This window comes from Syntrophobotulus glycolicus DSM 8271 (assembly GCF_000190635.1).
GTDB classification, from domain to species: Bacteria; Bacillota; Desulfitobacteriia; order Desulfitobacteriales; family Syntrophobotulaceae; genus Syntrophobotulus; species Syntrophobotulus glycolicus.
On sequence record NC_015172.1, the window covers coordinates 760225 to 780806 of the forward strand.

Below are 20582 nucleotides of genomic sequence, written 5' to 3' on the forward strand. Positions count from 1 at the left end.
AAGATCATGAAAGCACCAAGAGCAATTTTGGAAGTATCGGGGGTTAATGTTAGGTGGCAGGATATCCTGGATATCCGTTTAGAAAACACGCTCTATCTGGCAGCGGACAGTTTTGATGCCACACTTCGGAATGATCTCCTGCTTTCGGATTGGTTTCGGAAACAGCAGGAAGTCAAGATCTATTTTGGTTATGTAGAGAATCCACAGTCTTGGACCAAAGCAGATCTGAAGCATCTTTTTACTGGCCAGATCGATGGAATTAAACCGGAATGGTCCGGTAAAAAAATAGTCAGGCTGATTGGCCGGGACTATTCGTCCCCCCTGATTGACACGGAATACTCGATAGCTTTTGAAAATCAGACATCCAGCCAAATAGCCGGTATCCTGTCTAAAAAATACGGACTGAAGCCTGTGGTCACGAATACAAGCGCCGTAGCGGACAAAGAATTAATGGCCAATAAAAAAGAATGGGAAGTTCTGCAGGCCCTGGCAGATCTGGAAGGCTTTGTGTGCTATGTAACCAAAGATAAAGAATTGTACTTTGGCCCGCGCAAGGAAACAGATGAGGCTGTCATTGCAAAACTTTATAATAACGGTCCTGGTCAGGTCAACTGTACCTTAAACTTTGATGATTCGGCAGTCGGGATTGTGAATAAGGTGACTGTCAGGCATTGGCTGGGTGCAAACAAAAAACTGATCGAAGCATCAACTGTAAATCAAAGTCTGCTCTCCGCTATGGGGGGGCAGGTCAAGGAACGAATTGTCTATGAAAGTAAAGCCAAGACCGTTGCTCTGGCCAAGGAGTACGCCGAAAAAAGGTTAAAGGAATGGTCGCGAAATGTAGTCACAGCTGAAGGCTTCTGTGTCTTAAATTCAGAAATGGTTGCGGAGAAAAAAGTACTTTGTCAGGGGTTCGGTCGATTTACAGGTGAATATTATCTCAATCAAGTCACTCATTCCCTAGCCAAAAGTGACGGAGCAAAAACTGAGTTCAATTTGACAAATCTCCGGCCTGACGATGCGGAGCAGTATCGACAGGATCTGTATGATAACAATGAAAAGACAATGTGATGAAATGCATTGGAGGAAAATCTATGCAAGCTATGTTCCCTCAGCTGGGTGTTCTAACTTCGATTGGCGGTAATACCGCAAGGGTATATCTTCCTCTTTTCAAAGTCGAAACCGGTTGGATCCGGATCAGCTCCAATCTGCTTTATGAACTAGAGGTTACCCTGGCCGGACAGCCTGGGACTTTTGATAAGATCGCGTATGACACCCTGAAAATTGGGGATGAAGTTTTAGTGGTATTTGCCAACGGGGATATAAATCAAGGGATTATTACTGTTCGCGTAGGATAGGTGGGGTATTTATGGCAGATGAAATGGATGGCTTGGGCACATCATTGAGCTTCAGCCTGAATGAAAGTTTGAGAGTAAATTACTTAGGGCACTATGATCTGGTTTCCGGAAACGAAAATGTTCATCAGGCTGTGCAGCTGCGGCTTAATACTCCGGTGGGATCCTTGGTACTGCACCCGGAATATGGTAATGCGATATTTGATATTATCTCCGAACCAATGGATGATGATTTCCCAGTTAAAGCTGAACTGGCGGTAAGAGAGTGCCTGGCTACCGAAACACGGATAAATGTAGCTAGTGTGGCAGTCAAGATGCTTAATGAAAAAAGAACCGCACAAATCTTTATTAAATATTCCATAAATGAAGATGCGGAAATAACTGAGATCATGCTGGAGGTGCCATATGGAATTTAAGGATTATAAACAGGCTAGAGATGAAATGATTGCTAAAGCGGCAGACTCTTCCGATCTCACGGACTGGAGTCCTGGGACAGCAAATTTATCTTTAATGGAAGCCGTGGCAACCGGCTTGGCCGGAGGGTATCACACCATACAGCAATTGATGGAAACGCATTTTATCACTACCGCTGGGCTTGAATACTTAAAGCTTTATGCAGAGGAATTAGACGTTCCTTGGGATCCAGGAGTAGAAGCTGTCGGAGAGATTATTTTTTCAAGGACTTCACCGGCACCTTTCAGTGAAAACATTCCTGCCGGAACAACATTTCGCACTTTAGATGGAAAAATTGAAGTTGAAACGACAGCAGATTGTACATTGGCCCAGGGAGAAACGGAAGTGTCGGCGGCCGCCATGGCGACAATGGTCGGCACCACCGGAATGCTACAGACGGGTACCCAGATGAAGATCTTCGGGATCTCTGTCAGTCTGGTGGAAAGTGTCGTTGTAGCGTCTCCGGGATTTACAGGTGGCTGCGATCCAGAAACGGCGGAGCAACTTCGGCAGAGACTCTTAATCATTCGCCGTTCTCCGGGAACGTCAGGCAACAAGGCGCAGTATATAAAATGGGCGCTCAGCATTTCAGGGGTTGGCGGGGCTTATGTGGAGCCGCTATGGGCCGGGCCGGGAACGGTTAAGGTTTATTTAATTGACACGGCGAAGCAGCCGGCCTCCGCTGGACTGATAGAAATTGTGCAGAATTATATTGATCCACTTCCCCATGGTTCCGGATCCGGGCAGGCGCCGATCGGCGCGGTGGTGACTATCGTCGCGGCGCCGGCGGTGACGATAACCATCACAGCCACAGTGGCCCTTATTCCGGAAATGGACCTGGAAGAAGTCACAGAGAAATTCATTTCCGGTGTGCAAAGTTATTTGAGTGAAATTGCCTATTCCGCCGATCCAACAGTCCGCATTGCTAAGGTAGGCAATATTCTCCTGGACACTCCGGGCATCATTGATTATTCCGAGTTGAACATCAATAGCGGTACCGGAAATATAACAGTCGGTCCGGGATCTGTGGCTATTTTAGGGACGGTGAGCCTGAATGAATAGCACGGAGCAAATGCTGAATCTTTTGCCGGGTTACTACGCAACAGGAGAAAGCCGGGCAATGCTGGACGTTTTTGGAGATAAGCTGGAAGAGTTTCGGGACGGGATCTGGGACGTGGTTGATCAATTCTTTGTAAACACTTCCACCTGGGGACTTGATCAATGGGAAAAAGAGCTGGAGTTAAGCTCATATCTTGGAAAACCTGAAAGCGAGCGCAGGAGCCGGATCATTTCCAAGCTCCGGGGAGTCGGTACTGTAACGGTCAAGCTGATCCAGAACGTTGCCCAATCCTACGATGGTGGGCTGGTAACAGTAGCCGATCATCCTGAAGAAAGTTATTTCGTTATCAAGTTTGTAGATACAAAAGGGATCCCGCCCAACCTGGATGATCTCAAAGATGCGATCGAAGAAATAAAACCGGCGCATTTGGAAGCAGTCTATGAGTTTACCTATAACACCTATGATTATTTGAACCAGTTCACTTATGAGTATCTTGAAAGTTTCTCTTATAATCAGCTCAGAAATGAAAAATTATCTTGAAGGGAGTGATACCATTGGCCGATTATACATTGAACTATAATCTGAAAAAGCCAGCCGGGAATGAAAATTTTGATGTTGCCGACCAGAACGGGAACATGGGGCTGATCGATATAGCCCTTAAAGAAAATGCTGATGATATTGCCTCGGTTGCAGATGAGCTCGCGGCGCACAAGGCGGATGAAGCGACATTATTGGCTGATTACATTCGTCAACCAGGCTATGGTATAACATCCGGCGCAAATACCTACACGATAACGCTGTCTCCCGCTCCCATATCCCTGGATGATGGCATGTGTATAGCTGTTAAAATCGGTACAACCAACACAGGAGCGGCTACACTTAACCCTAATAGTCTTGGTGCAATAAGCCTTGTGAAATCAGACGGAAGCGCCTTTGCCGCAGGGGAACTTGTCTCAGGCAGGATTTACACCTTTCGCCATAGTGGCACATCTTTTATATTACAGGGTGAAGGAAGTGGATTAACTCAGGTTGATTACGTAGGCTTTAGCGGATTTTTAAAAAAATGTGAAAAAGTTTCAAATCCAACAGCCTTAAGCGCGGAACGAAGGGATTTAGCAGCCACAACTGTAGGTGGATATGCTCTTTTTGGCGGTGGGGGCACAGGCACCGTAGTAGACGCCTATGATGCTTCTCTTACTCGAAGCACACCAATAGCCTTAAGCGCGGCACGCCATAGCTTAGCAGCCACAACTGTAGGTGGGTACGCTCTTTTTGGCGGTGGGGGCGACAGCAGCGCCGTAGTAGACGCCTATGATGCTTCTCTTACTCGAAGCACACCAATAGCCTTAAGCGCGGCACGAGGGGATTTAGCAGCCACAACTGTAGGTGGATATGCTCTTTTTGGTGGAGGGTACGGCAGCGCCGTAGTAGACGCCTATGATGCTTCTCTTACTCGAAGCACACCAATAGCCTTAAGCGCGGCACGAAGGGATTTAGCAGCCACAACTGTAGGTGGATATGCTCTTTTTGGTGGAGGGTACGGCAGCGCCGTAGTAGACGCCTATGATGCTTCTCTTACTCGAAGCACACCAATAGCCTTAAGCGCGGCACGAGGGGATTTAGCAGCCACAACTGTAGGTGGATATGCTCTTTTTGGCGGTGGGGGCACAGGCGCCGTAGTAGACGCCTATGATGCTTCTCTTACTCGAAGCACACTAACGGAATTAAGCGCGGCACGCGCACGTTTAGCAGCCATAACCGTAGGTGGATATGCTCTTTTTGGCGGTGGGAGCAGCAGCGCCGTAGTAGACGCCTATGATGCTTCTCTTACTCGAAGCACACCAACGGAATTAAGCGCGGCACGCTATGGCTTAGCAGCCACAACTGTTGGTGGATATGCTCTTTTTGGCGGTGGGTACATCGGTAGTGCCAGTAATATCGTGGACGCTTACCTCAGTGTTATGGATATTCCCGTCACAATCGGCAGTAAATACAATTTCGGGAGCGGAGAACAGACGGCAGCAACAACCATAATAACAGCGCCAGCGCCGATAACCGGTTACATCAAATATAAGAAAGGAACGATAAACTAATGATAAAATTTAAGATTTGGGACAGACAAACGGATTTATACCCCTTGGTTGGAGGCAAGCTTACTCCCGAGCAGGTCTACGAAAAATGGGGATGGACACAGTCCCCCAGCGCAGTAGTACTCATTACAGAAGAAGGAGGGGTCCTTGGGAGTATTGACAATCTGGCTATCCTTAAAGCAAACCATGGAATTACCGCCGAAGATACTGAGCAGGCTATCGCCGAGATCGAAGCCATCATGAACACCCCGGCCCCGGAGCCTGTCGATCAGAATGAGGCGATTGTCGCACGGCTGGATTACATGATCATGATGAATGAGGAGGGAACTTTGTAATGTTAGACTTTAAAACCATTAATAGGTACTACAAGGAAAAATACTGGTCTAAAAAAATGATCTGGAATGCCGTAGTAAAGGGATATATCACCGCCGCCGAATATGAGGAAATCACCGGGGAATCGTACCAGGCGTAATGTCGCAGATGTCGCTTTTAGTAAAAAAATGTCCATATTGTAAAGGCAAAAATCTTTATCTTAAACGGACATGGCCTACAGAACAACATGGTTGCAGGGATTGCGAGAAGAAAATCGCTATCATGCGCAAAAATGGAATGAGTGAAGAGTTAATCAGGAAAGTATTTTCCGTGAGATAACGCTCTTTTACACAATAAAGATGAACAAATATAGGGATGGTTGATATGGTTCATAGATTTTCCAAAAAAATATTATTTCAAATAGAAGATATGAAAATTAAGGGCAATTCTATTAAACAGATAGCTAAAAAGCTTAAAATAACACCTACAGATGTGAAAAATGGGTTAAATAAAATATACGAGCAAGAATTTAGAGAAGGGTAAGATTAGTTCACATATGTTAGCAGAAGATTGGAGCATTGTTAGTTAATAATCATACCCAAGGGAAATTGATTTTTACCCTTGGGTATGATACACAAATGTAGGAAGGAAAAATTAATTTAAAAAAGTAATTTTTGCAGAATAGTTTGCGAATTTTTGCAAAAATTTTTGCAAAGCTACATTAAAAACTAAGTTATAAGCTATAATGAAGGCATGAGTAAAAAAAGAAGAAATCACCAACCAGAATTTAAAGCCCAGGTCGTCTTGGAGTTACTCCGAGAAGAAAAGACAGTGAATGAGCTTGCATCCGAGCACCAGATCAGCCCAGTGCTAATAAGCCGATGGAAAGCTGAGTTTATGGAACGTGCGGCTGAAATATTTAAGAAAGGACCGTCTGATACGGAAAAAGAGCTGGCAGAAAAAGAAGCGCATATCGCAGACTTAGAGAGATGCGGTGGAAGGAAAATTCGGCGAAGGAAAGCGGTTCTATGGACTTGGTCGGATCATGGCCCGTCTTAAGGAAACCAGCGAGACGGTAATCGCTATGCAGCTGTTGGTAATGAACCTGGAGCACAAGCTCCGGATTCTATTACTCAATTTTATGAAAGCCTATTTTAGGCTGAATAGATTGGCCTATTGAAAAATTAAATCTGTTCAGCAATCCCTAAATAAATGATTCGATGACTAAAAGCAAAAGATTGGATGGTGCATTTTGGAGATAAAAAGTATTTGCGAAAACAAAAAGCAGTTCCTGGATTTACTCTTGTTAGCTGATGAACAAGAATCCATGATAGACAAATATTTAGAGCGAGGAGATCTTTTTGCCTTATATGATAGCGACTTGAAAAGTGTGTGCATAGTTACACGGGAAAGTGATGATGTATGTGAGCTGAAAAACATAGCCACTTATGAAAAATGGCATGGTAATGGGTATGGCAGCAAACTTTTGCATCACATTTTTTCACACTACAAAGGCAAGTACACGACTATGATTGTGGGAACAGGTGACAGCCCATGGATATTACGGTTTTACGAAAAAAACGGTTTTAGGATTTCGCATCGGGTTAAGGACTTTTTCATAGACAATTATGACCACCCAATGTTTGATGACGGTATTCAATTAGTGGATATGATTTATTTGAGTAAGGCTCTATAACTTAGTCAACATTCTTACCCAAAGGACGAAGAAACGCAATTATCGTATGAAATTAGAAACGGGTCAATATATTTAGATGTTTTATTAATTAATACCCTCTTAAAATATTAATAATTTTCTGGATATTTGGCCCGGTTGCCGTTCGACTCCCTGTCCTCTCTGAAATTCAGGCCGCGCACAGTGCCGAGCCTTCCTTGTATAACGCTGCCATCCGGTATCTGGATGATCTGAAAGCGTCCGGCGAAGCCGTTACACCCAGGAAATGGCGGGCCGAGAAGGATCACCTGACCGCTGATAGGCAAAGCAAAACGCCGTACAGGGTTTCCCCGGTACGGTGTTTTGCTTCATCTTCCAAACAGATCGCTGTGGGTTCCGGTACGGGCCAGTGTCAGTACAAGAATATCATTATCCACGCGATACACAAGCAGCCAATCGCTTTGAATATGACATTCCCGATGGCTTATCCAATTCCCGGATAGCGTGTGGTCGCGGTTGGTTTCAGGTAGGGGCACGCCCTTGGCAAGCAGACGTATGATATCGTCCAGCAAATTGACATTTTGCCCGCGTTTCATCGCCAGCTTGTAGTCCTTCTTGAATTGGGATGTCCAGACAACGTCCAGTTTCATCTTTTTAGCTCCCTCAACGCTTCCTCTACATCGCTGTAGCGTTTCGCATTGGGGTCGCGGGCAATACGTTCGGCTTCCTGCATCGCCGCAATGGTTTCGGCATTGGGCTGATTGAGCGAAACATCAAAGGGAATCCGGCCTTCCCGAAGCGATTGGCGAACAAAAATATTGAACGCCGTGGAGAGGTTCATCCCCAATTCGTTAAACAGCGTGTCAGCCTGCGCTTTCAAGTCGGCATCCATGCGGATGCTGATGTTGGTAGTGGAGCCAGCCATACAATCATCTCCTTTCGTGCTGGTAGTTATATTATAGATGATCGCACGAAAAACACAACACAATGCACGAAAAATATTTTCATTAAGGAGCTGCGACGAGTTGGAGTTTGACCGCATGGGCGACAGGCGCACATCTTGTTTTTCTGTCTTTCCTGAATATGCCGGGTTAAACTGAACAGTTTGACCATTAAAATTGAACAGTGAGAACGAAAATGACCGTTAACCTTAGAGGGGCGATCATTTTGGTTTTATTGGATAAGAACTTTGTTTTAAACATCTCATCCCTCTATAGGAAGAATATTTCTCCAACCTCCTGCGGCTGTAATATCTTCTGCATCAGCACAAGCATAAGCCTCGCATAAAAACCCCGAAACCTCTGATCCATCCGACAGTTCAATTTTGCCGAACCCAAGAGGAGCAGGGATGGCGTCAACAAAGCTGCCAAACTGAGTGTGAGGCATTTCCCAGATTTCAACCTGGATTGACGCTCCTCCATGGCTTCTTTTCAGCAGGCCTGGTTTGGCCGGGTTTGTCGGCAGTTTAAATAATTGATATTTGGATGCTGTTGATGTCTCGCGGATAAAAAGGGCTTCATGTTCCAGCATCTGTTTTTCCAACGGCAGCCCGCGCATGTGCAAACCGCATACGGCAACAAAGATGTTGCCTTCTTTTGGTTCAAAATGTGTTATTTTCATCACGTTGTCTCACCTCTTTTTAAATTTACTAAGTTGGCTTCTTATTGTAAGATAGTCACATAGTAAACCTTATAGTAAGGATAAAGTCAATACTGGAGGCACTTAAAATGAACCCAAGTATACTAATTGGTGAAATGGCTCAGATACACGGGATATCTGCTCAAACATTGAGGTATTACGACAGGATTGATCTATTTAAACCTTCCTATACAAATGAAGAATCCGGTTACAGGTATTATGGGATTGAACAATTTGCCCATCTGGAATCCATTCTTTTTTTAAAGGGCATGGGAATGCCGCTTAAAGAGATTAAAAATTATTTTCAAAATCGGGGATTGAATTCCATGCTGGAATTATTGCAGAAAAGAATGGATTTTATTAATAACGAAATAGTTAAGTTAAGTAATAAAAAGAAAAAAATAGGTTCGATACTGGAAAAAGTAAATAATTATCTGGATAAGAATATTATGGGGAAATGCCGAATTCAACAGATGCCGCAAAGAGATATGCTGTTTTTTACTTTTGGGACCAGCGATATCTATGTTGAGCATGAGTTTGGCATTAAAAAACTGGGTATGGAGATCAAGAATATTGATGAACTTTACCTGAATCCGTTCGGGTCAGTTATTGACAAAAGCGAAATAGAAAAAGGCGGCAGTTCAAATTACAAAGGAATTACCATGGTATTCGAGAACGAAGTGCCTGATAACGTTGCTACCGTTCCTTTGCCGGAAGGTACCTATGCCGTAATGGCCTTTGCAGGAACATATAAAGATATTGATCTATATTTGCAGGAAATAATAAAGTGGATCAAGGAAAACGGCTGGCGGATCATAGGGGATGCACTGGTCTTGATTATTACAGACAAAGCCTATTCCGATTATGAATATGAGTACATCAGTGAAATACAAATACCTGTAAATAAATGAAAATTTGTAAAAATAAAACCTAAATATCAATAACATAATAAAAAGATCAATATTCGATTATTTTCTATTGACATTATAATTACTATAAGGTTTATATTAGTATCAGGTTATATAGCCAATGGATACGGAGCAAAGGTGCTGCTGGAAAAGCGGGCACCTCTGTTTTTTTTCGGGGACAGCCTGCGGATCAGGTCAGTCCCCGAATTTTATTTTTAGGAGAGGTGATGTAAAAATGGTCATGATCGAAGCATTTGTTAGGCCGGAGAAAACAGATTTTATCCTTGCCTGTTTACTTGAGCAGGGCTTTCCGGCAGTAACACGGGTCAGCGTTCTGGGAAGAGGAAAACAAAAAGGGTTAAAGGCTAACGCTGTTTACTATGGAGAACTGCCCAAAGAATTAATCATTATGATTGTGGAAGACAAGGATGAAGATAAGGTTGTCGAGGCTATGATGAAAAGCGCTAAGACCGGAGATGAAGGGGCTTACGGCGATGGAAAGATCTTTGTAACGCCGGTCAGTTCAGCTTACACAATCAGCAGCGGCAAGGCTGAATTATGATAGCGGCATTGCGGAATGGAGGTTAATATGAAAAAAGTGATGATCATAATCAGGCCGGAGAAATACCGCTATACTAAAGAAATTCTGGAACAAGAAGGTTTCGATGCTTATAGTGTGGTCAATGTCTTGGGCAGGGGCAAAAAACAGGTTGAGTTTTCTCTGGGTGATGAAATCCATAGTACCGGTGACAAAAACGATCATCGTTTAATCACAAAAAAATTAATCACCATTTACATTAACGACGAGGAAGAGGAGAAACTTTGCAGCACTGTCATAAGAAGCAACCAGACTGAACAGGCAGGCGACGGCAAAATATTTGTTGTACCCGTTAAGCGTAGTATCAGAGTAAGGACCGGCGAAGAGAATGAAAATGTCTTGATCTAGACGAAACATGGACCTTGGTCTGGACAGAACATGGACAAAAGACAATATAGTAAAAAAGAAAGAATTAAAATAAGGAAGGATAAAACTCATGAAAAAATTAATCTCTTTATTATTGGTCCTGGTATTGTCAATGATCGGCGGCTGTTCGTCTCAGCAGGAAGCCGGCAGCAATACACCGGCCGACAAGAAAATTACGATAGGAACTTCGCCTTATCCAGCATGGTATGTCTGGTATATAGCCAAAGAAGAGAACCTGTTTGCAAAATACGGACTGAATGTTGATCTGGTATATTTCCCAGTTTATAGTGATAGCTTACAGGCTTTTAACACAGGCAAACTTGACATGCTCAATATTGCCGCTTGTGATACGATAGCTCCTTATAATCAGGGCGTAAAATTCAAAATTATAGATATTAATGACAATTCCAACGGAGCAGATGGCTTGGTGGCTAAAAATAAATATAAAAATATTAAGGACCTCAAGGGCCAGCAGGTTGTTACAGAATATGGTACGATCGAGCATTTCTTTCTGTTGAAGGCTCTGGAATCGGTTGGAATGAAGGAAAATGATATCACTTATACAAATATGACAGTAAACGACAGCGGAATGGCTATGCTTTCAGGAAAAGTGGAAGCGGCTTGTGTTTGGGAACCCTCACTGTCACAAGCTCTTGCCGGCAAAGAAAACCACCTGATTTACAGTTCGGCCGATACACCTGGACTCATACCAGATTTGTTGATCGCCAGCGACGACTTGATCAAGAATAACCGCGAGGATGTATTGAATCTGATTAATGCCTATCTTGATGCCCTGGAGTTCTACAACGAGAATCCTGACAAAGCGGCAGCGGATATGGCCAAACAGGCTGGTGTCTCTGCGGATGAGATGAAACAAATGATGGCCGGATCAAAATTATTCTCTATTCAAGACAACATCTTGGCGATGACCGAAAAAAAGGACAGTTACTTATATTTGCCTTATACGTTGACCGAAACGGCAAAATTTCTTAAGAGTGTAAACATGATCGACAATATTCCGGCTAACCCTGAAGCGATGCTTGATACATCATTTTTAGAAGAAATCAGTAAGAACAGGCCGTCCTTTACTCCTCCGGATACCAGAGCTTTAGCGAAGAAATAAAGGGGGGGCTGTATCATGAGAAAGTTCTTTGCCATCCGTACAAAAATCAATTTGAAAATATTTAACGCTCTTGCGGCAGGTGTCTTTCTGCTGATCCTGATCCTCTGGATGGTGTTGAGTGAACAAGGATCAATCAGTCCCATATTTCTGCCAACGCCCCGGTCAGTTTTTGGATATCTTGCCAATGTAATGACTACCGGTCAAATCTGGTCCGATATCGGCATCAGCTTTTACCGCATCTTTATGGGATTTATTCTTGCCGCTGTCATAGGTATCCCCCTAGGCATTTTGGCCGGAACGTTCAATTTTGCGGAAGCATTGATTCAGCCGGTATCTGAATTTATCCGCTATATGCCAGTACCAGCCTTTGTTCCTTTAATCATGGTTTGGGTGGGGATTAATGAAAGTGCCAAGATTGCGGTAATATTCCTTGGTACACTATTTCAGCTTATTCCCATGGTTGCGGACAGTGTCAGGGCTGTTCCGGATGATCTTTTAAGTGCCGCGTACACCTTGGGGGCTAAGCCGCGTACGGTTATTTTAAAGGTTATTATACCGGCTATAGCCCCCAGGACGATGGATACCCTGCGTATCATGATGGGCTGGGCCTGGACATACCTGGTTGTTGCCGAGCTGGTGGCGGCCAATAGCGGTTTAGGTTATAGCATACTAAAAGCCCAGCGTTTTTTAAAAACAGATGCCATTTTTGGAGGAATTTTAATCATAGGCTTCCTGGGATTAATGACCGACAGACTCTTTGTGCTGGCGAACAGGAAATTGTTTCCCTGGGCGGAGGGAGGCAGCTAGATGTTTTGGAAAAAGAAGAATGTTGCACGTGGAAACAACACTGTGATCGAAGTGCGTGTGGCCTCTAGCAAGATCGTTGTTGACAATCTGAGGAAAGCCTATGGCAGCAAGGAAAAGCAAACGACTGCCATAGACAATGTCAGTATTGAAATCCTGGACAATGAATTTGTCAGTATAGTCGGGCCTTCGGGCTGCGGAAAATCTACTCTGCTCCGTATATTAGCCGGGTTGGATGAGGCAACCGGAGGGACTGCTACGGTTGATGACACTTTAATCGATAGACCAGGAGCGGACAGAGGAATGGTATTCCAGTCCTATACACTCTTTCCCTGGCTGACAGTAGAAGAAAATATTCAGTTTGGGCTGAAGATTAAAGGAATACCCAAAAAACAGGCTAATGAAATTGTTGACCGCTACCTTGACATTATTAAGCTGAAGCCTTTCCGTAAAAGTTATCCCAAGGAATTATCGGGGGGAATGAAGCAAAGAGTGGCGATTGCCAGGGCCCTGGCAAACAGCCCCAAAGTATTGCTGATGGACGAACCATTTGGAGCTTTGGATTCTCAGACTAAATCCGAGATGCAGCTTTTAATGAGACAGATTTGGCAGGTAGAAAAGCCAACCGTGGTTTTTATTACACACGACATTGAAGAAGCAGTGTTTCTCTCTACTCGGATTTATGTTATGAGCGGGCGGCCAAGTGGAATAAAGGCCAATATCCCTATCTATTTGCCATATCGCAGGTCAATCAGTCTTAAGGAAACGATGGAATTTATGGGATATAGACACAAGCTCACTGCTTTGCTGCAGGAAAAAGAAGAATCCATTGGGTTGGAATAAATAAAGTGAACAGCAGCGAATGCCTTCTAGGGTTCCGCGGAATGTATTGCTTACTTCCGGGCTGGTCCAAGAGGAGGCGCGTGCCGATCGGCGCGTACACGGAGGGAAAAAAACCCGGGAGGTCTGGATTTACAGCTTTCCCGGTTTATTTCTGTTCTGAAATCATTTGTTAAGGAGTTGATTAGCTTGACAAGCAATTTAGGGAATATGAATACAGGTTGGAAGACAACCCTGCGTTCCGGTGAAAAATGGTCGGGAATAGTTGGCAGAAACAAATTGTTAAAATTTACGGCGATGGAAGCAGGTGCCAATATTGCAATGCTGCTTTTTAACAGCAGGGATCTAACTGAAAAATATAGTATGCCGGATACGCTTAAAGCCCAGCATACGGCCCATCTTACCAGAGGAAACGTATTGATGAGCGATAATGGGCGTATCTTGGCAAGCCTGGTTGAGGATAGACTGGAATGGCATGATACCATTTCGGGTATCACTACGCGGGTTCAGACAGATGAGAAATATGGCAGGACGGATTATCAACAGAAAAAGAATATGTGGCTGCGCAGCGGCTATGAGAATTTCATGGTAGAGCTGGTTAGGAATGGGCTGCAGCCGCGCGACATGGCAGCTCCGGTTAATCTTTTTTCCAAAGTGCAATGTGATGATGAAGGAAATATGCGTTATATTGAAGGGCATTGCCAACAGGGAGATACGGTTGCCCTGCGTACGGAAATGGATGTTTTAATCATTTTATCCAACACCCCCAATCCGCTTGACGGGAGAACCGCCTACCCTTCCGTACCTGTGGCGATAGAAGTGCTGCCGGCCATACCGGCAGATTTCCAGGATTATTGTGTAAATAACTGTCCCGAGAACCGGAGAGCTTATGAGAATACTCGGGAGTACTATTTATTGCTCGAATGACTGATTGATAGGCTTCCGGTGAGTAACTGGATTAGCGCAGGAGAGATTTCAGTTAAGCTATAGGATGAGTATGATGAGGGAGGAATGAAAATGCAGGGTTCATTTAATAGAAAAGAAAGCAGCAGACGGGAAAAAGACGCCGTTTATACCAAGATTATTCCGGCTGGTGAAGGATGGCTGCATGAACTGGAACCGGAACAAGTATTAAGGATAGTGGACATGGAAGGCAACCAGGCTGTAGATACAATGTTTTATGATGCGGATAATCCGCAAGATCATTATAGTGTTACCCAAACCATAACCGGGCAGGCCAATATATTCCTGACGGCCGGTTCTGTGCTGCGAGCGGAGTCAGGCAAACCTCTCCTTACGATAATAGCCGATACTTGCGGCAGGCATGACACTCTGGGAGGAGCATGTTCCGCCCAAAGCAATACGGTAAGATATTCTCGTGATATCCAGTTCATGCACAATTGCCGGGATACGTTTATCAATGAACTTGCCAAGAGTAACGGTCTTTATCAAAAACGTGACTTAGCTCCCAATATCAATTTCTTTATGAATGTTCCGGTAACACCGGAAGGCGGACTGGAATTTGCCGACGGGGTATCAGCCTCCGGCTGTTACGTTGAATTGCGGGCCGAATGTCGGGTCAGTGTGCTTATCAGCAACTGCCCGCAGCTTAACAATCCTTGCAATGCTTATAATCCGACACCTATACAATTGCTGATTTGGAGTAACTAAAGGAGTTTTTAGGATGTTCACAAAAATTCTGATTGCCAACAGGGGAGCGATCGCTCACAGAATAGAACGGACCCTGCAAAAAATGAAGATAAAGTCCGTCGCTGTGTATACCAAGGCTGACCGTGACAGCCTGCATGTCAGCGGCGCTGATGAAGCCGTGCTCATCGGCGAAGGTCCTGCCAAAGACAGTTATTTAAATGCGGAGCTGATCCTTGAGACTGCCGTTGCCGCCGGTGTTCAGGCTATCCATCCGGGATACGGATTCTTAAGCGAAAATGTTGATTTTGCCAAGGCGTGCGCGGAAAAAGGCATGATATTTATCGGGCCGGCGCCAGAGCAGTTAGAGCTGTTCGGGCTTAAGCATTCTGCACGTGAGATGGCAGAAAAAGCAGGAGTTCCTTTGCCTAAAGGGACCGGTCTGTTGGCGAATTTAGAGGAAGCGCTTACCGCGGCAGGACAAATCGGCTATCCGGTCATGCTTAAAAGTACGGCAGGCGGCGGCGGCATAGGGATGAGAATTTGCCAGAATGCTGAAAGTCTATGTGCAGCATATGAATCGGTAAAATACCTGGCTAAAACCAACTTTAAAGACGATGGTATTTTTTTGGAAAGCTATATTGCCAGGGCCAGGCATATTGAGGTTCAGATTTTCGGCAGCCGTTCCGGTGAGATCATCGCTGTCGGCGAGAGGGACTGTTCTGTCCAAAGGAGGAACCAAAAGGTGCTGGAAGAGACCCCGGCACCAGGCCTTCCTCAGCATATCAGGAAGGAGATGCATGAAGCGGCAGTCAGACTGGCAAAATCAGCCGGTTACCAAAATGCGGGAACAGTTGAATTTCTATATGATACTCAGGCCCAGCAGTTTTATTTTTTGGAAGTGAATACTAGACTTCAGGTTGAACATGGGGTTACAGAAGAACTGTACGGGATCGATCTGGTAGAGTGGATGATCCGAGAAGCGGCCGGAGAGCTTGATCATCTGGCAGGCAGGCTAAACTGGCCGGATGGTCACAGCATCCAGGCCAGAATCTATGCTGAAGATTGCTGGAATAATTTTATGCCGAGCAGCGGCCGCTTAGATCAAGTAACTTTTTCTGAACAGGCAAGAACTGAGACTTGGATTCAGGATAATGTTGAGGTAACTACGCTGTATGACCCGATGCTGGCCAAGATCATCGTAAAAGGGAAGGACCGGAAGGATGCGCTGCAAAAATTAAAAGAGGCTCTTGCCGGTACGGGCATCTACGGGCTGACGAGCAATCTCCAATATATCGAATCTCTGTTGGAAAACGGTGATTATACCCTGGGCAGGCTTGATACGCATATGCTCGATGAATTCTGGCCTGAATCCCCGGCCCTTGAGGTCCTGGACGGGGGGATTCAGGCCACCGTCCAGGATTATCCCGGCCGCACAGGCTACTGGAATGTAGGGGTTCCCCCCTGCGGTCCTATGGATTCCCAGTCTTTTCGATTGGGGAACCTTTTGCTTGGTAACGATGAAGGACTCCCGGGTATTGAATTGACGCTTAAAGGGGGAAGTTACCGCTTCAGAAGCAGGGCCTGGTTTTGTTTGACAGGCGCCGACATGAAGGCAAAGCTTGACCATCAGGAGGTGCCAATGTATACGCCTGTTGAGGCTATGGCAGGGCAGACCCTGGCATTTGGTGAAGCAGAATGTGGAATAAGGACATATTTGCTGATTGGCGGAGGCTTTGATATTCCTGAGGTGTTAGGAAGTTCATCCACTTTTACGTTAGGCGGTTTCGGCGGGGTAAACGGCCGGGCATTGCGGAAAGGGGACGTCCTGCGGTATAAAGGGCTGAAACAGCAGCCGCTGATGAAGACAATACCTGCAGACAGCCGGCCCGGAATAAGGAATGATTGGACAATCGGTGTTATCCCCGGGCCTCATTGTACGGTTGAATTCCTGAAAGCCGGATTTTTAAGGGGACTGGTATCCACAGAATGGGAAGTCCATTTCAACAGCTCGCGTACCGGGGTGCGGCTCATCGGACCAGCGCCTGAATGGAACAGGCAAGATGGGGGGGAGGCCGGACTCCACCCTTCAAATATTCATGATACGGCTTATGCGGTCGGAACGCTGGATATGACGGGCGATATGCCGATTCTGCTTGGTCCTGACGGGCCAAGCCTGGGAGGGTTTATTTGTCCGGTCACAACCGCATCGGCAGAACTCTGGAAGATTGGTCAGCTTCATCCGGGAGACAAAGTGAGGTTTCAGTTGCTGACAATCGAGGAAGCGGAGCAGCTTTGGCGTGAACAGGAAATAACATTAGCCGGAATTGTTAAAGAGATCAAAACAATTCCTACAGGAAAGAAACCTGTGGCAAATCGTCTTCGAGAGGAACAGTTACAGGAGAAACAACTGCTGCCGGAGGACTATCCTGTTCTGTACAGCAACAGTAAGGACTTTCCACTGTCGGTTAAAATACGTTGTGCCGGAGATGCCTGCCTGCTTGTGGAATACGGAGAAATGGAACTGGATCTGCGCCTGAGGTTCCGTGTCCACTCGCTTATGCAGGCGATACAGGAGAAACAGGCCATTCCAGTAATAGATCTGACCCCTGGCATCCGATCTCTCCAGCTTCATATCGACATGAAAAAAACAAAGATCAGAGAAGCAGTTCAGAAAATTATAGAGATTGAGGGAGAACTTCCTCCCTTGGAATCGGTAAAACTGCCTTCGCGTATAGTGGAACTGCCGCTATCCTGGAATGATCCCGGGGCCAGAACTGCGATGCAGCGCTATCAGCAAAATGTAAGGCCGGATGCTCCGTGGTGCCCAGATAATATTGAATTTATCCGGAGAATCAACGGACTGGATCGTATGGATGCTGTTCAGCAGATTCTATTTGATGCGACGTATCTTGTTTTGGGCCTCGGCGATGTTTATCTGGGTGCGCCGGTAGCAGTTCCGCTTGATCCCAGGCACAGGCTGGTAACAACAAAATACAATCCTGCCAGGACCTGGACACCGGAAAATGCCGTAGGGATTGGCGGTGCTTACCTCTGCGTTTACGGTGTCGAGGGACCTGGGGGATACCAGCTTACCGGCAGAACAATCCAGATGTGGAACAGATTGCGTTCCACAGAGAGTTTTGAGAAAGGAAAACCTTGGCTGCTGAACTTTTTTGATCAAATAAGATTTTACCCGGTTTCTGCGGAAGAACTTCTCCAACTGCGGGAAGATTTTTTAAGAGGAAAATTTAATGTGAAAATAACGGAGACCACGTTTGATTTCGGTGAGTATCTTGGCTTTCTCGAAGGAATAAAACAGGAGGCGACTGCTTTTAAGAATCATCAGCAAGCGGCCTTTAATGCCGAGCGGGAGAGCTGGAAACAGCTTGGCTTAGCCGAATATGTTTCGGAACAACCGCCTGTCCCGGATGATGAGGCAAATGTGCTGCCTGAAGGTACGGAGGGAATATACGCCAATGTTCCCGGCAGTGTATGGAAGGTACTGGTCAGGGAAGGGGAACAGGTCAAAAAAGAGCAGCCGCTGGTCATCATGGAAAGCATGAAAATGGAGTTCGCCCAAAACGCTTCAAATGACGCAGCGATAGAAAAGGTATTTGTCAAACCGGGAGATATAGTAAATTCCGGTCAAATCTTAATATGGTTGAAGCCCAGCTGCTAAAAAAGAAAGCGGAAGGTAAAACGAAGAGGAAGTGAAGCAGAATGATTATCCTGCCTGAAAAACTTACGCTGTCCTGGTTAAGAGAGCATTATCTGCAAAGTAAAATTGACCCGGAACAGGTCATAGCTGAGATAAGCTTACGAGCGGAAGCGGCAGCGAATATGAGTATTTGGATCGTCCCTCCTGATCCTGAATGGATCAGGCCGTATTTGGACAGGTTATCTGAACTGGAAATAGACAGTCATCCGTTATGGGGAATCCCCTTTGCGATAAAGGACAATATAGACCTGGCGGGTGTGCTGACTACGGCTGCTTGCCCGGATTATGCCTATATGCCGGATCAAAACGCGGCCGTGGTTGACCGGCTGATCGAGGCAGGCGCGATTCCCGTAGGGAAAACAAATCTTGATCAGTTTGCAACCGGACTAGTGGGGACAAGAAGCCCGTTTGGAGCAGTGCCTAATGCTTTGCGGCAAGAATTGATAAGCGGAGGGTCGAGTGCAGGTTCGGCAGCATCTGTTGCCAAAGGACAGGCCGTTTTTGCCCTGGGAACGGATACAGCCGGTTCGGGGCGTGTTCCGGCAGCTTTAAATGGGCTGTACGGCTGGAAACCAAGCTGCGGCGCTTGGCCGCTGAGTGGTGTTGTTCCGGCCTGCGCCAGTCTTGACTGTGTTACGGTCTTTGCGAATTCCATAGATGATTGCCTGGTTGTCGATCATGCTGTACGCGGACGAGATGCGGAAGATCCCTGGTCACAAGAATATCCTTATCCGGAGCCCCAAAGGCCTGAAAGGATCTTTTTACCGGCAAAGGAACCTGAATTTTTCGGCCCATTTGCCGAAAATTATCAACTGGCCTGGCATAAGACTGTGGATAGAATCAGGAAAATCTGGCCGGAAACATCAACAATTGACGGTTCACTGCTGGAACGAGCTGCCGGCATATTGTACGAAGGCCCCTGGATTGCTGAAAGGTGGGCTGATTTAGGCCGGTTTGTGGAGACACACCCCGGCAGCGTATTGGATGTCACCGAGAAAATTTTGCGCAGTGGGATACATTTTGACGCAGCTTCTCTTTTTGAAGCAATCCATGAATTACAATCGATGAAAGCGCAGGTCAAAAAGCTGCTTCATGAGGCGGTTCTTATCTTACCAACTTGCGGGGGAACATGGACCAGGGAACAGGTAATCGAGGATCCTGTTAAGAAAAACAGCGCCCTCGGCAAGTATACGAATCATTGCAATCTCCTGGATCTGTGCGCGGTTGCAGTGCCTTCCGGCTGGGCGGCAGAAAACCTTCCTTTCGGGATCACTCTATTTGCGCTTGCGGGGAAGGAAGGTCTGCTTGCCGGATTCCTATCAAATGCAGGGAAGCACAAAGGATAGATTTGGATTGCAGCGCAGCCAAATCTATTGTAAACTAAAATATACAAAAATGTTTACAATAAGAGTTGAGGAGCAGTACAAAAATGAGTCAAAGTCAGACGCCTAATCTACGGATAATGGTTTTTGCATGTCTTTTTACGGCACTAATCATGATCGGAGGTTATCTGAGCTTTCCAATTCCGTTCAGTCCGGTCCCTATTGTACTGGCGGATTTCTTCATCATGCTTGCGGGTTTACTCTTAGGAGCATCCTGGGGTAGCGCCAGTGTAGGGTTGTTTCTTTTTTTAGGTGCGCTCGGGCTTCCGGTTTTTGCGGGCGGAAAAGCAGGATTGGCAGTTTTCTTTGGGCCGACAGGAGGGTTCCTGTTCGGATATTTGGCCGGGGTTTTTGTTATCGGGCTGATCGCTGGGAAAGGAAAATCTTCATTGATCAAAGATAGCGTTGCCTTAATTGTGGGCAACATGCTTTTGTACAGTATGGGCGTTACTTGGCTGAAGCTGGCTTTGAAAATTTCCTGGATAAAAGCATCGGCCTTGGGGTTTTTGCCCTTCGTACCAGGGATGATCATCAAAATTATTGTTGCCGCAGCCTTGATTAAACGATTAAGGCCCCTTCTTCAGTCGCTTATCACTGATCAAAGATAAAGAGG

The 20582-nt window shown here is 45.7% G+C and carries 24 protein-coding genes, 2 pseudogenes and 1 riboswitch; of the genes and pseudogenes, 23 read left to right on the forward strand and 3 right to left on the reverse strand.

Annotated elements, in window-relative coordinates; genetic code table 11:
* The first annotated feature begins 6 nt into the window (after window positions 1–6).
* The 12 genes and pseudogenes from SGLY_RS04000 (at window position 7) to SGLY_RS04045 (ending at window position 6966) form a co-directional block, all read left to right on the forward strand.
* The gene (locus SGLY_RS04000) at window positions 7–1071 is read left to right on the forward strand and encodes a phage late control D family protein (RefSeq protein WP_013624011.1); all 1065 of its coding nucleotides are present in this window, start codon (window positions 7–9) and stop codon (window positions 1069–1071) included.
* A gap of 23 nt (window positions 1072–1094) precedes the next feature.
* A complete protein-coding gene (locus SGLY_RS04005) occupies window positions 1095–1358 on the forward strand; it encodes a phage baseplate assembly protein V (RefSeq protein ID WP_013624012.1) in 264 nt (87 codons plus the stop codon).
* 11 nt (window positions 1359–1369) lie between these two features.
* Window positions 1370–1771: a GPW/gp25 family protein gene (locus SGLY_RS04010; RefSeq protein WP_013624013.1), complete on the forward strand. Its 402-nt coding sequence runs from the start codon at window positions 1370–1372 to the stop codon at window positions 1769–1771.
* On the forward strand, window positions 1761–2870 hold the full coding sequence (locus SGLY_RS04015) for a baseplate J/gp47 family protein (RefSeq protein ID WP_013624014.1): 1110 nt from the start codon (window positions 1761–1763) through the stop codon (window positions 2868–2870). The genes SGLY_RS04010 and SGLY_RS04015 overlap by 11 nt, the downstream gene beginning before the upstream one ends.
* A complete protein-coding gene (locus SGLY_RS04020; RefSeq protein WP_013624015.1) occupies window positions 2863–3408 on the forward strand; it encodes a putative phage tail protein in 546 nt (181 codons plus the stop codon). The genes SGLY_RS04015 and SGLY_RS04020 overlap by 8 nt, the downstream gene beginning before the upstream one ends.
* Window positions 3409–3413: 5 nt before the next feature.
* Window positions 3414–4961 (forward strand): Kelch repeat-containing protein, encoded by a 1548-nt coding sequence (locus tag SGLY_RS04025; RefSeq protein WP_427916608.1) that lies wholly within the window; start codon window positions 3414–3416, stop codon window positions 4959–4961.
* Window positions 4961–5293 (forward strand): hypothetical protein, encoded by a 333-nt coding sequence (locus SGLY_RS04030; protein ID WP_013624017.1) that lies wholly within the window; start codon window positions 4961–4963, stop codon window positions 5291–5293. The genes SGLY_RS04025 and SGLY_RS04030 overlap by 1 nt, the downstream gene beginning before the upstream one ends.
* Window positions 5293–5430 (forward strand): XkdX family protein, encoded by a 138-nt coding sequence (locus SGLY_RS04035; RefSeq protein ID WP_013624018.1) that lies wholly within the window; start codon window positions 5293–5295, stop codon window positions 5428–5430. Before SGLY_RS04030 ends, SGLY_RS04035 begins: the two co-directional genes overlap by 1 nt.
* Window positions 5431–5654: 224 nt before the next feature.
* The gene (locus tag SGLY_RS18065; RefSeq protein ID WP_013624019.1) at window positions 5655–5813 is read left to right on the forward strand and encodes a hypothetical protein; all 159 of its coding nucleotides are present in this window, start codon (window positions 5655–5657) and stop codon (window positions 5811–5813) included.
* Between the two features lie 210 nt (window positions 5814–6023).
* Window positions 6024–6272 (forward strand): annotated as a pseudogene (locus tag SGLY_RS04040) (transposase); the annotation flags it as partial.
* A pseudogene (locus SGLY_RS17385) lies at window positions 6256–6450 on the forward strand (transposase); the annotation flags it as partial. The pseudogenes SGLY_RS04040 and SGLY_RS17385, both read left to right, overlap by 17 nt.
* 72 nt (window positions 6451–6522) lie before the next feature.
* The gene (locus tag SGLY_RS04045; RefSeq protein WP_013624020.1) at window positions 6523–6966 is read left to right on the forward strand and encodes a GNAT family N-acetyltransferase; all 444 of its coding nucleotides are present in this window, start codon (window positions 6523–6525) and stop codon (window positions 6964–6966) included.
* A gap of 344 nt (window positions 6967–7310) precedes the next feature.
* Here the strand turns inward: SGLY_RS04045 and SGLY_RS04055 are convergent, their stop codons facing one another.
* The 3 genes from SGLY_RS04055 to SGLY_RS04065 all read right to left on the reverse strand — a co-directional run bounded on the left by SGLY_RS04055 (window position 7311) and on the right by SGLY_RS04065 (window position 8562).
* Window positions 7311–7592, reverse strand: a complete 282-nt coding sequence (locus tag SGLY_RS04055; protein WP_013624021.1) for a type II toxin-antitoxin system YafQ family toxin — start codon at window positions 7590–7592, stop codon at window positions 7311–7313.
* Entirely contained in the window at window positions 7589–7867 is a 279-nt protein-coding gene (locus tag SGLY_RS04060) for a type II toxin-antitoxin system RelB/DinJ family antitoxin (protein ID WP_013624022.1), read from the reverse strand. Before SGLY_RS04060 ends, SGLY_RS04055 begins: the two co-directional genes overlap by 4 nt.
* Before the next feature lie 278 nt (window positions 7868–8145).
* Window positions 8146–8562: an allophanate hydrolase-related protein gene (locus SGLY_RS04065; protein WP_041444615.1), complete on the reverse strand. Its 417-nt coding sequence runs from the start codon at window positions 8560–8562 to the stop codon at window positions 8146–8148.
* 107 nt (window positions 8563–8669) lie between these two features.
* On the opposite strand from SGLY_RS04065, the gene SGLY_RS04070 reads away from it, so the two are divergent.
* From SGLY_RS04070 to SGLY_RS04120, 11 genes are all read left to right on the forward strand, one after another.
* Window positions 8670–9491, forward strand: coding sequence for a MerR family transcriptional regulator (locus SGLY_RS04070; protein ID WP_013624023.1), 822 nt, complete (start codon window positions 8670–8672; stop codon window positions 9489–9491).
* Between the two features lie 232 nt (window positions 9492–9723).
* The gene (locus SGLY_RS04075; RefSeq protein WP_013624024.1) at window positions 9724–10050 is read left to right on the forward strand and encodes a P-II family nitrogen regulator; all 327 of its coding nucleotides are present in this window, start codon (window positions 9724–9726) and stop codon (window positions 10048–10050) included.
* 27 nt (window positions 10051–10077) lie between these two features.
* Window positions 10078–10434 carry a P-II family nitrogen regulator gene (locus SGLY_RS04080; RefSeq protein WP_013624025.1) on the forward strand — a complete coding sequence of 119 codons (357 nt, stop codon included), beginning with the start codon at window positions 10078–10080 and terminating at the stop codon, window positions 10432–10434.
* Between the two features lie 88 nt (window positions 10435–10522).
* Window positions 10523–11575 (forward strand): ABC transporter substrate-binding protein, encoded by a 1053-nt coding sequence (locus SGLY_RS04085; protein WP_013624026.1) that lies wholly within the window; start codon window positions 10523–10525, stop codon window positions 11573–11575.
* A 15-nt stretch (window positions 11576–11590) separates the two neighbouring features.
* The gene (locus SGLY_RS04090) at window positions 11591–12382 is read left to right on the forward strand and encodes an ABC transporter permease (protein WP_013624027.1); all 792 of its coding nucleotides are present in this window, start codon (window positions 11591–11593) and stop codon (window positions 12380–12382) included.
* Complete coding sequence (locus tag SGLY_RS04095; protein ID WP_013624028.1) at window positions 12383–13222, forward strand: ABC transporter ATP-binding protein; 840 nt, start codon at window positions 12383–12385, stop codon at window positions 13220–13222. It begins immediately after the preceding gene.
* A gap of 15 nt (window positions 13223–13237) precedes the next feature.
* A riboswitch (guanidine-I (ykkC/yxkD leader) is annotated at window positions 13238–13345 on the forward strand.
* Window positions 13346–13429: 84 nt separating this feature from the next.
* Window positions 13430–14146: an urea amidolyase associated protein UAAP1 gene (locus tag SGLY_RS04100; protein WP_041445023.1), complete on the forward strand. Its 717-nt coding sequence runs from the start codon at window positions 13430–13432 to the stop codon at window positions 14144–14146.
* 90 nt (window positions 14147–14236) lie between these two features.
* Entirely contained in the window at window positions 14237–14890 is a 654-nt protein-coding gene (locus SGLY_RS04105) for an urea amidolyase associated protein UAAP2 (RefSeq protein ID WP_013624030.1), read from the forward strand.
* Between the two features lie 13 nt (window positions 14891–14903).
* Entirely contained in the window at window positions 14904–18548 is a 3645-nt protein-coding gene (gene uca, locus SGLY_RS04110; protein WP_013624031.1) for an urea carboxylase, read from the forward strand.
* A gap of 41 nt (window positions 18549–18589) precedes the next feature.
* Complete coding sequence (locus tag SGLY_RS04115) at window positions 18590–19933, forward strand: allophanate hydrolase (RefSeq protein ID WP_013624032.1); 1344 nt, start codon at window positions 18590–18592, stop codon at window positions 19931–19933.
* An 83-nt stretch (window positions 19934–20016) separates the two neighbouring features.
* Entirely contained in the window at window positions 20017–20577 is a 561-nt protein-coding gene (locus SGLY_RS04120; protein WP_013624033.1) for a biotin transporter BioY, read from the forward strand.
* The last annotated feature ends 5 nt before the right edge of the window (window positions 20578–20582 follow it).

What these genes read in the sequence shown, in the direction of transcription:
- SGLY_RS04070 (WP_013624023.1), top strand. Translation starts at nt 8,670, where the DNA reads ATGAACCCAAGTATACTAATTGGTGAAATGGCTCAGATACACGGGATA.
- SGLY_RS04010 (WP_013624013.1), top strand. Translation starts at nt 1,370, where the DNA reads ATGGCAGATGAAATGGATGGCTTGGGCACATCATTGAGCTTCAGCCTG.
- SGLY_RS04055 (WP_013624021.1), bottom strand. Translation starts at nt 7,592, where the DNA reads ATGAAACTGGACGTTGTCTGGACATCCCAATTCAAGAAGGACTACAAG.
- SGLY_RS04085 (WP_013624026.1), top strand. Translation starts at nt 10,523, where the DNA reads ATGAAAAAATTAATCTCTTTATTATTGGTCCTGGTATTGTCAATGATC.
- SGLY_RS04090 (WP_013624027.1), top strand. Translation starts at nt 11,591, where the DNA reads ATGAGAAAGTTCTTTGCCATCCGTACAAAAATCAATTTGAAAATATTT.
- SGLY_RS04095 (WP_013624028.1), top strand. Translation starts at nt 12,383, where the DNA reads ATGTTTTGGAAAAAGAAGAATGTTGCACGTGGAAACAACACTGTGATC.
- SGLY_RS04000 (WP_013624011.1), top strand. Translation starts at nt 7, where the DNA reads ATGAAAGCACCAAGAGCAATTTTGGAAGTATCGGGGGTTAATGTTAGG.
- SGLY_RS04105 (WP_013624030.1), top strand. Translation starts at nt 14,237, where the DNA reads ATGCAGGGTTCATTTAATAGAAAAGAAAGCAGCAGACGGGAAAAAGAC.
- SGLY_RS04005 (WP_013624012.1), top strand. Translation starts at nt 1,095, where the DNA reads ATGCAAGCTATGTTCCCTCAGCTGGGTGTTCTAACTTCGATTGGCGGT.
- SGLY_RS04075 (WP_013624024.1), top strand. Translation starts at nt 9,724, where the DNA reads ATGGTCATGATCGAAGCATTTGTTAGGCCGGAGAAAACAGATTTTATC.
- uca (WP_013624031.1), top strand. Translation starts at nt 14,904, where the DNA reads ATGTTCACAAAAATTCTGATTGCCAACAGGGGAGCGATCGCTCACAGA.
- SGLY_RS04060 (WP_013624022.1), bottom strand. Translation starts at nt 7,867, where the DNA reads ATGGCTGGCTCCACTACCAACATCAGCATCCGCATGGATGCCGACTTG.
- SGLY_RS04100 (WP_041445023.1), top strand. Translation starts at nt 13,430, where the DNA reads ATGAATACAGGTTGGAAGACAACCCTGCGTTCCGGTGAAAAATGGTCG.
- SGLY_RS04020 (WP_013624015.1), top strand. Translation starts at nt 2,863, where the DNA reads ATGAATAGCACGGAGCAAATGCTGAATCTTTTGCCGGGTTACTACGCA.
- SGLY_RS04120 (WP_013624033.1), top strand. Translation starts at nt 20,017, where the DNA reads ATGAGTCAAAGTCAGACGCCTAATCTACGGATAATGGTTTTTGCATGT.
- SGLY_RS04035 (WP_013624018.1), top strand. Translation starts at nt 5,293, where the DNA reads ATGTTAGACTTTAAAACCATTAATAGGTACTACAAGGAAAAATACTGG.
- SGLY_RS18065 (WP_013624019.1), top strand. Translation starts at nt 5,655, where the DNA reads ATGGTTCATAGATTTTCCAAAAAAATATTATTTCAAATAGAAGATATG.
- SGLY_RS04015 (WP_013624014.1), top strand. Translation starts at nt 1,761, where the DNA reads ATGGAATTTAAGGATTATAAACAGGCTAGAGATGAAATGATTGCTAAA.
- SGLY_RS04030 (WP_013624017.1), top strand. Translation starts at nt 4,961, where the DNA reads ATGATAAAATTTAAGATTTGGGACAGACAAACGGATTTATACCCCTTG.
- SGLY_RS04080 (WP_013624025.1), top strand. Translation starts at nt 10,078, where the DNA reads ATGAAAAAAGTGATGATCATAATCAGGCCGGAGAAATACCGCTATACT.
- SGLY_RS04115 (WP_013624032.1), top strand. Translation starts at nt 18,590, where the DNA reads ATGATTATCCTGCCTGAAAAACTTACGCTGTCCTGGTTAAGAGAGCAT.
- SGLY_RS04065 (WP_041444615.1), bottom strand. Translation starts at nt 8,562, where the DNA reads ATGAAAATAACACATTTTGAACCAAAAGAAGGCAACATCTTTGTTGCC.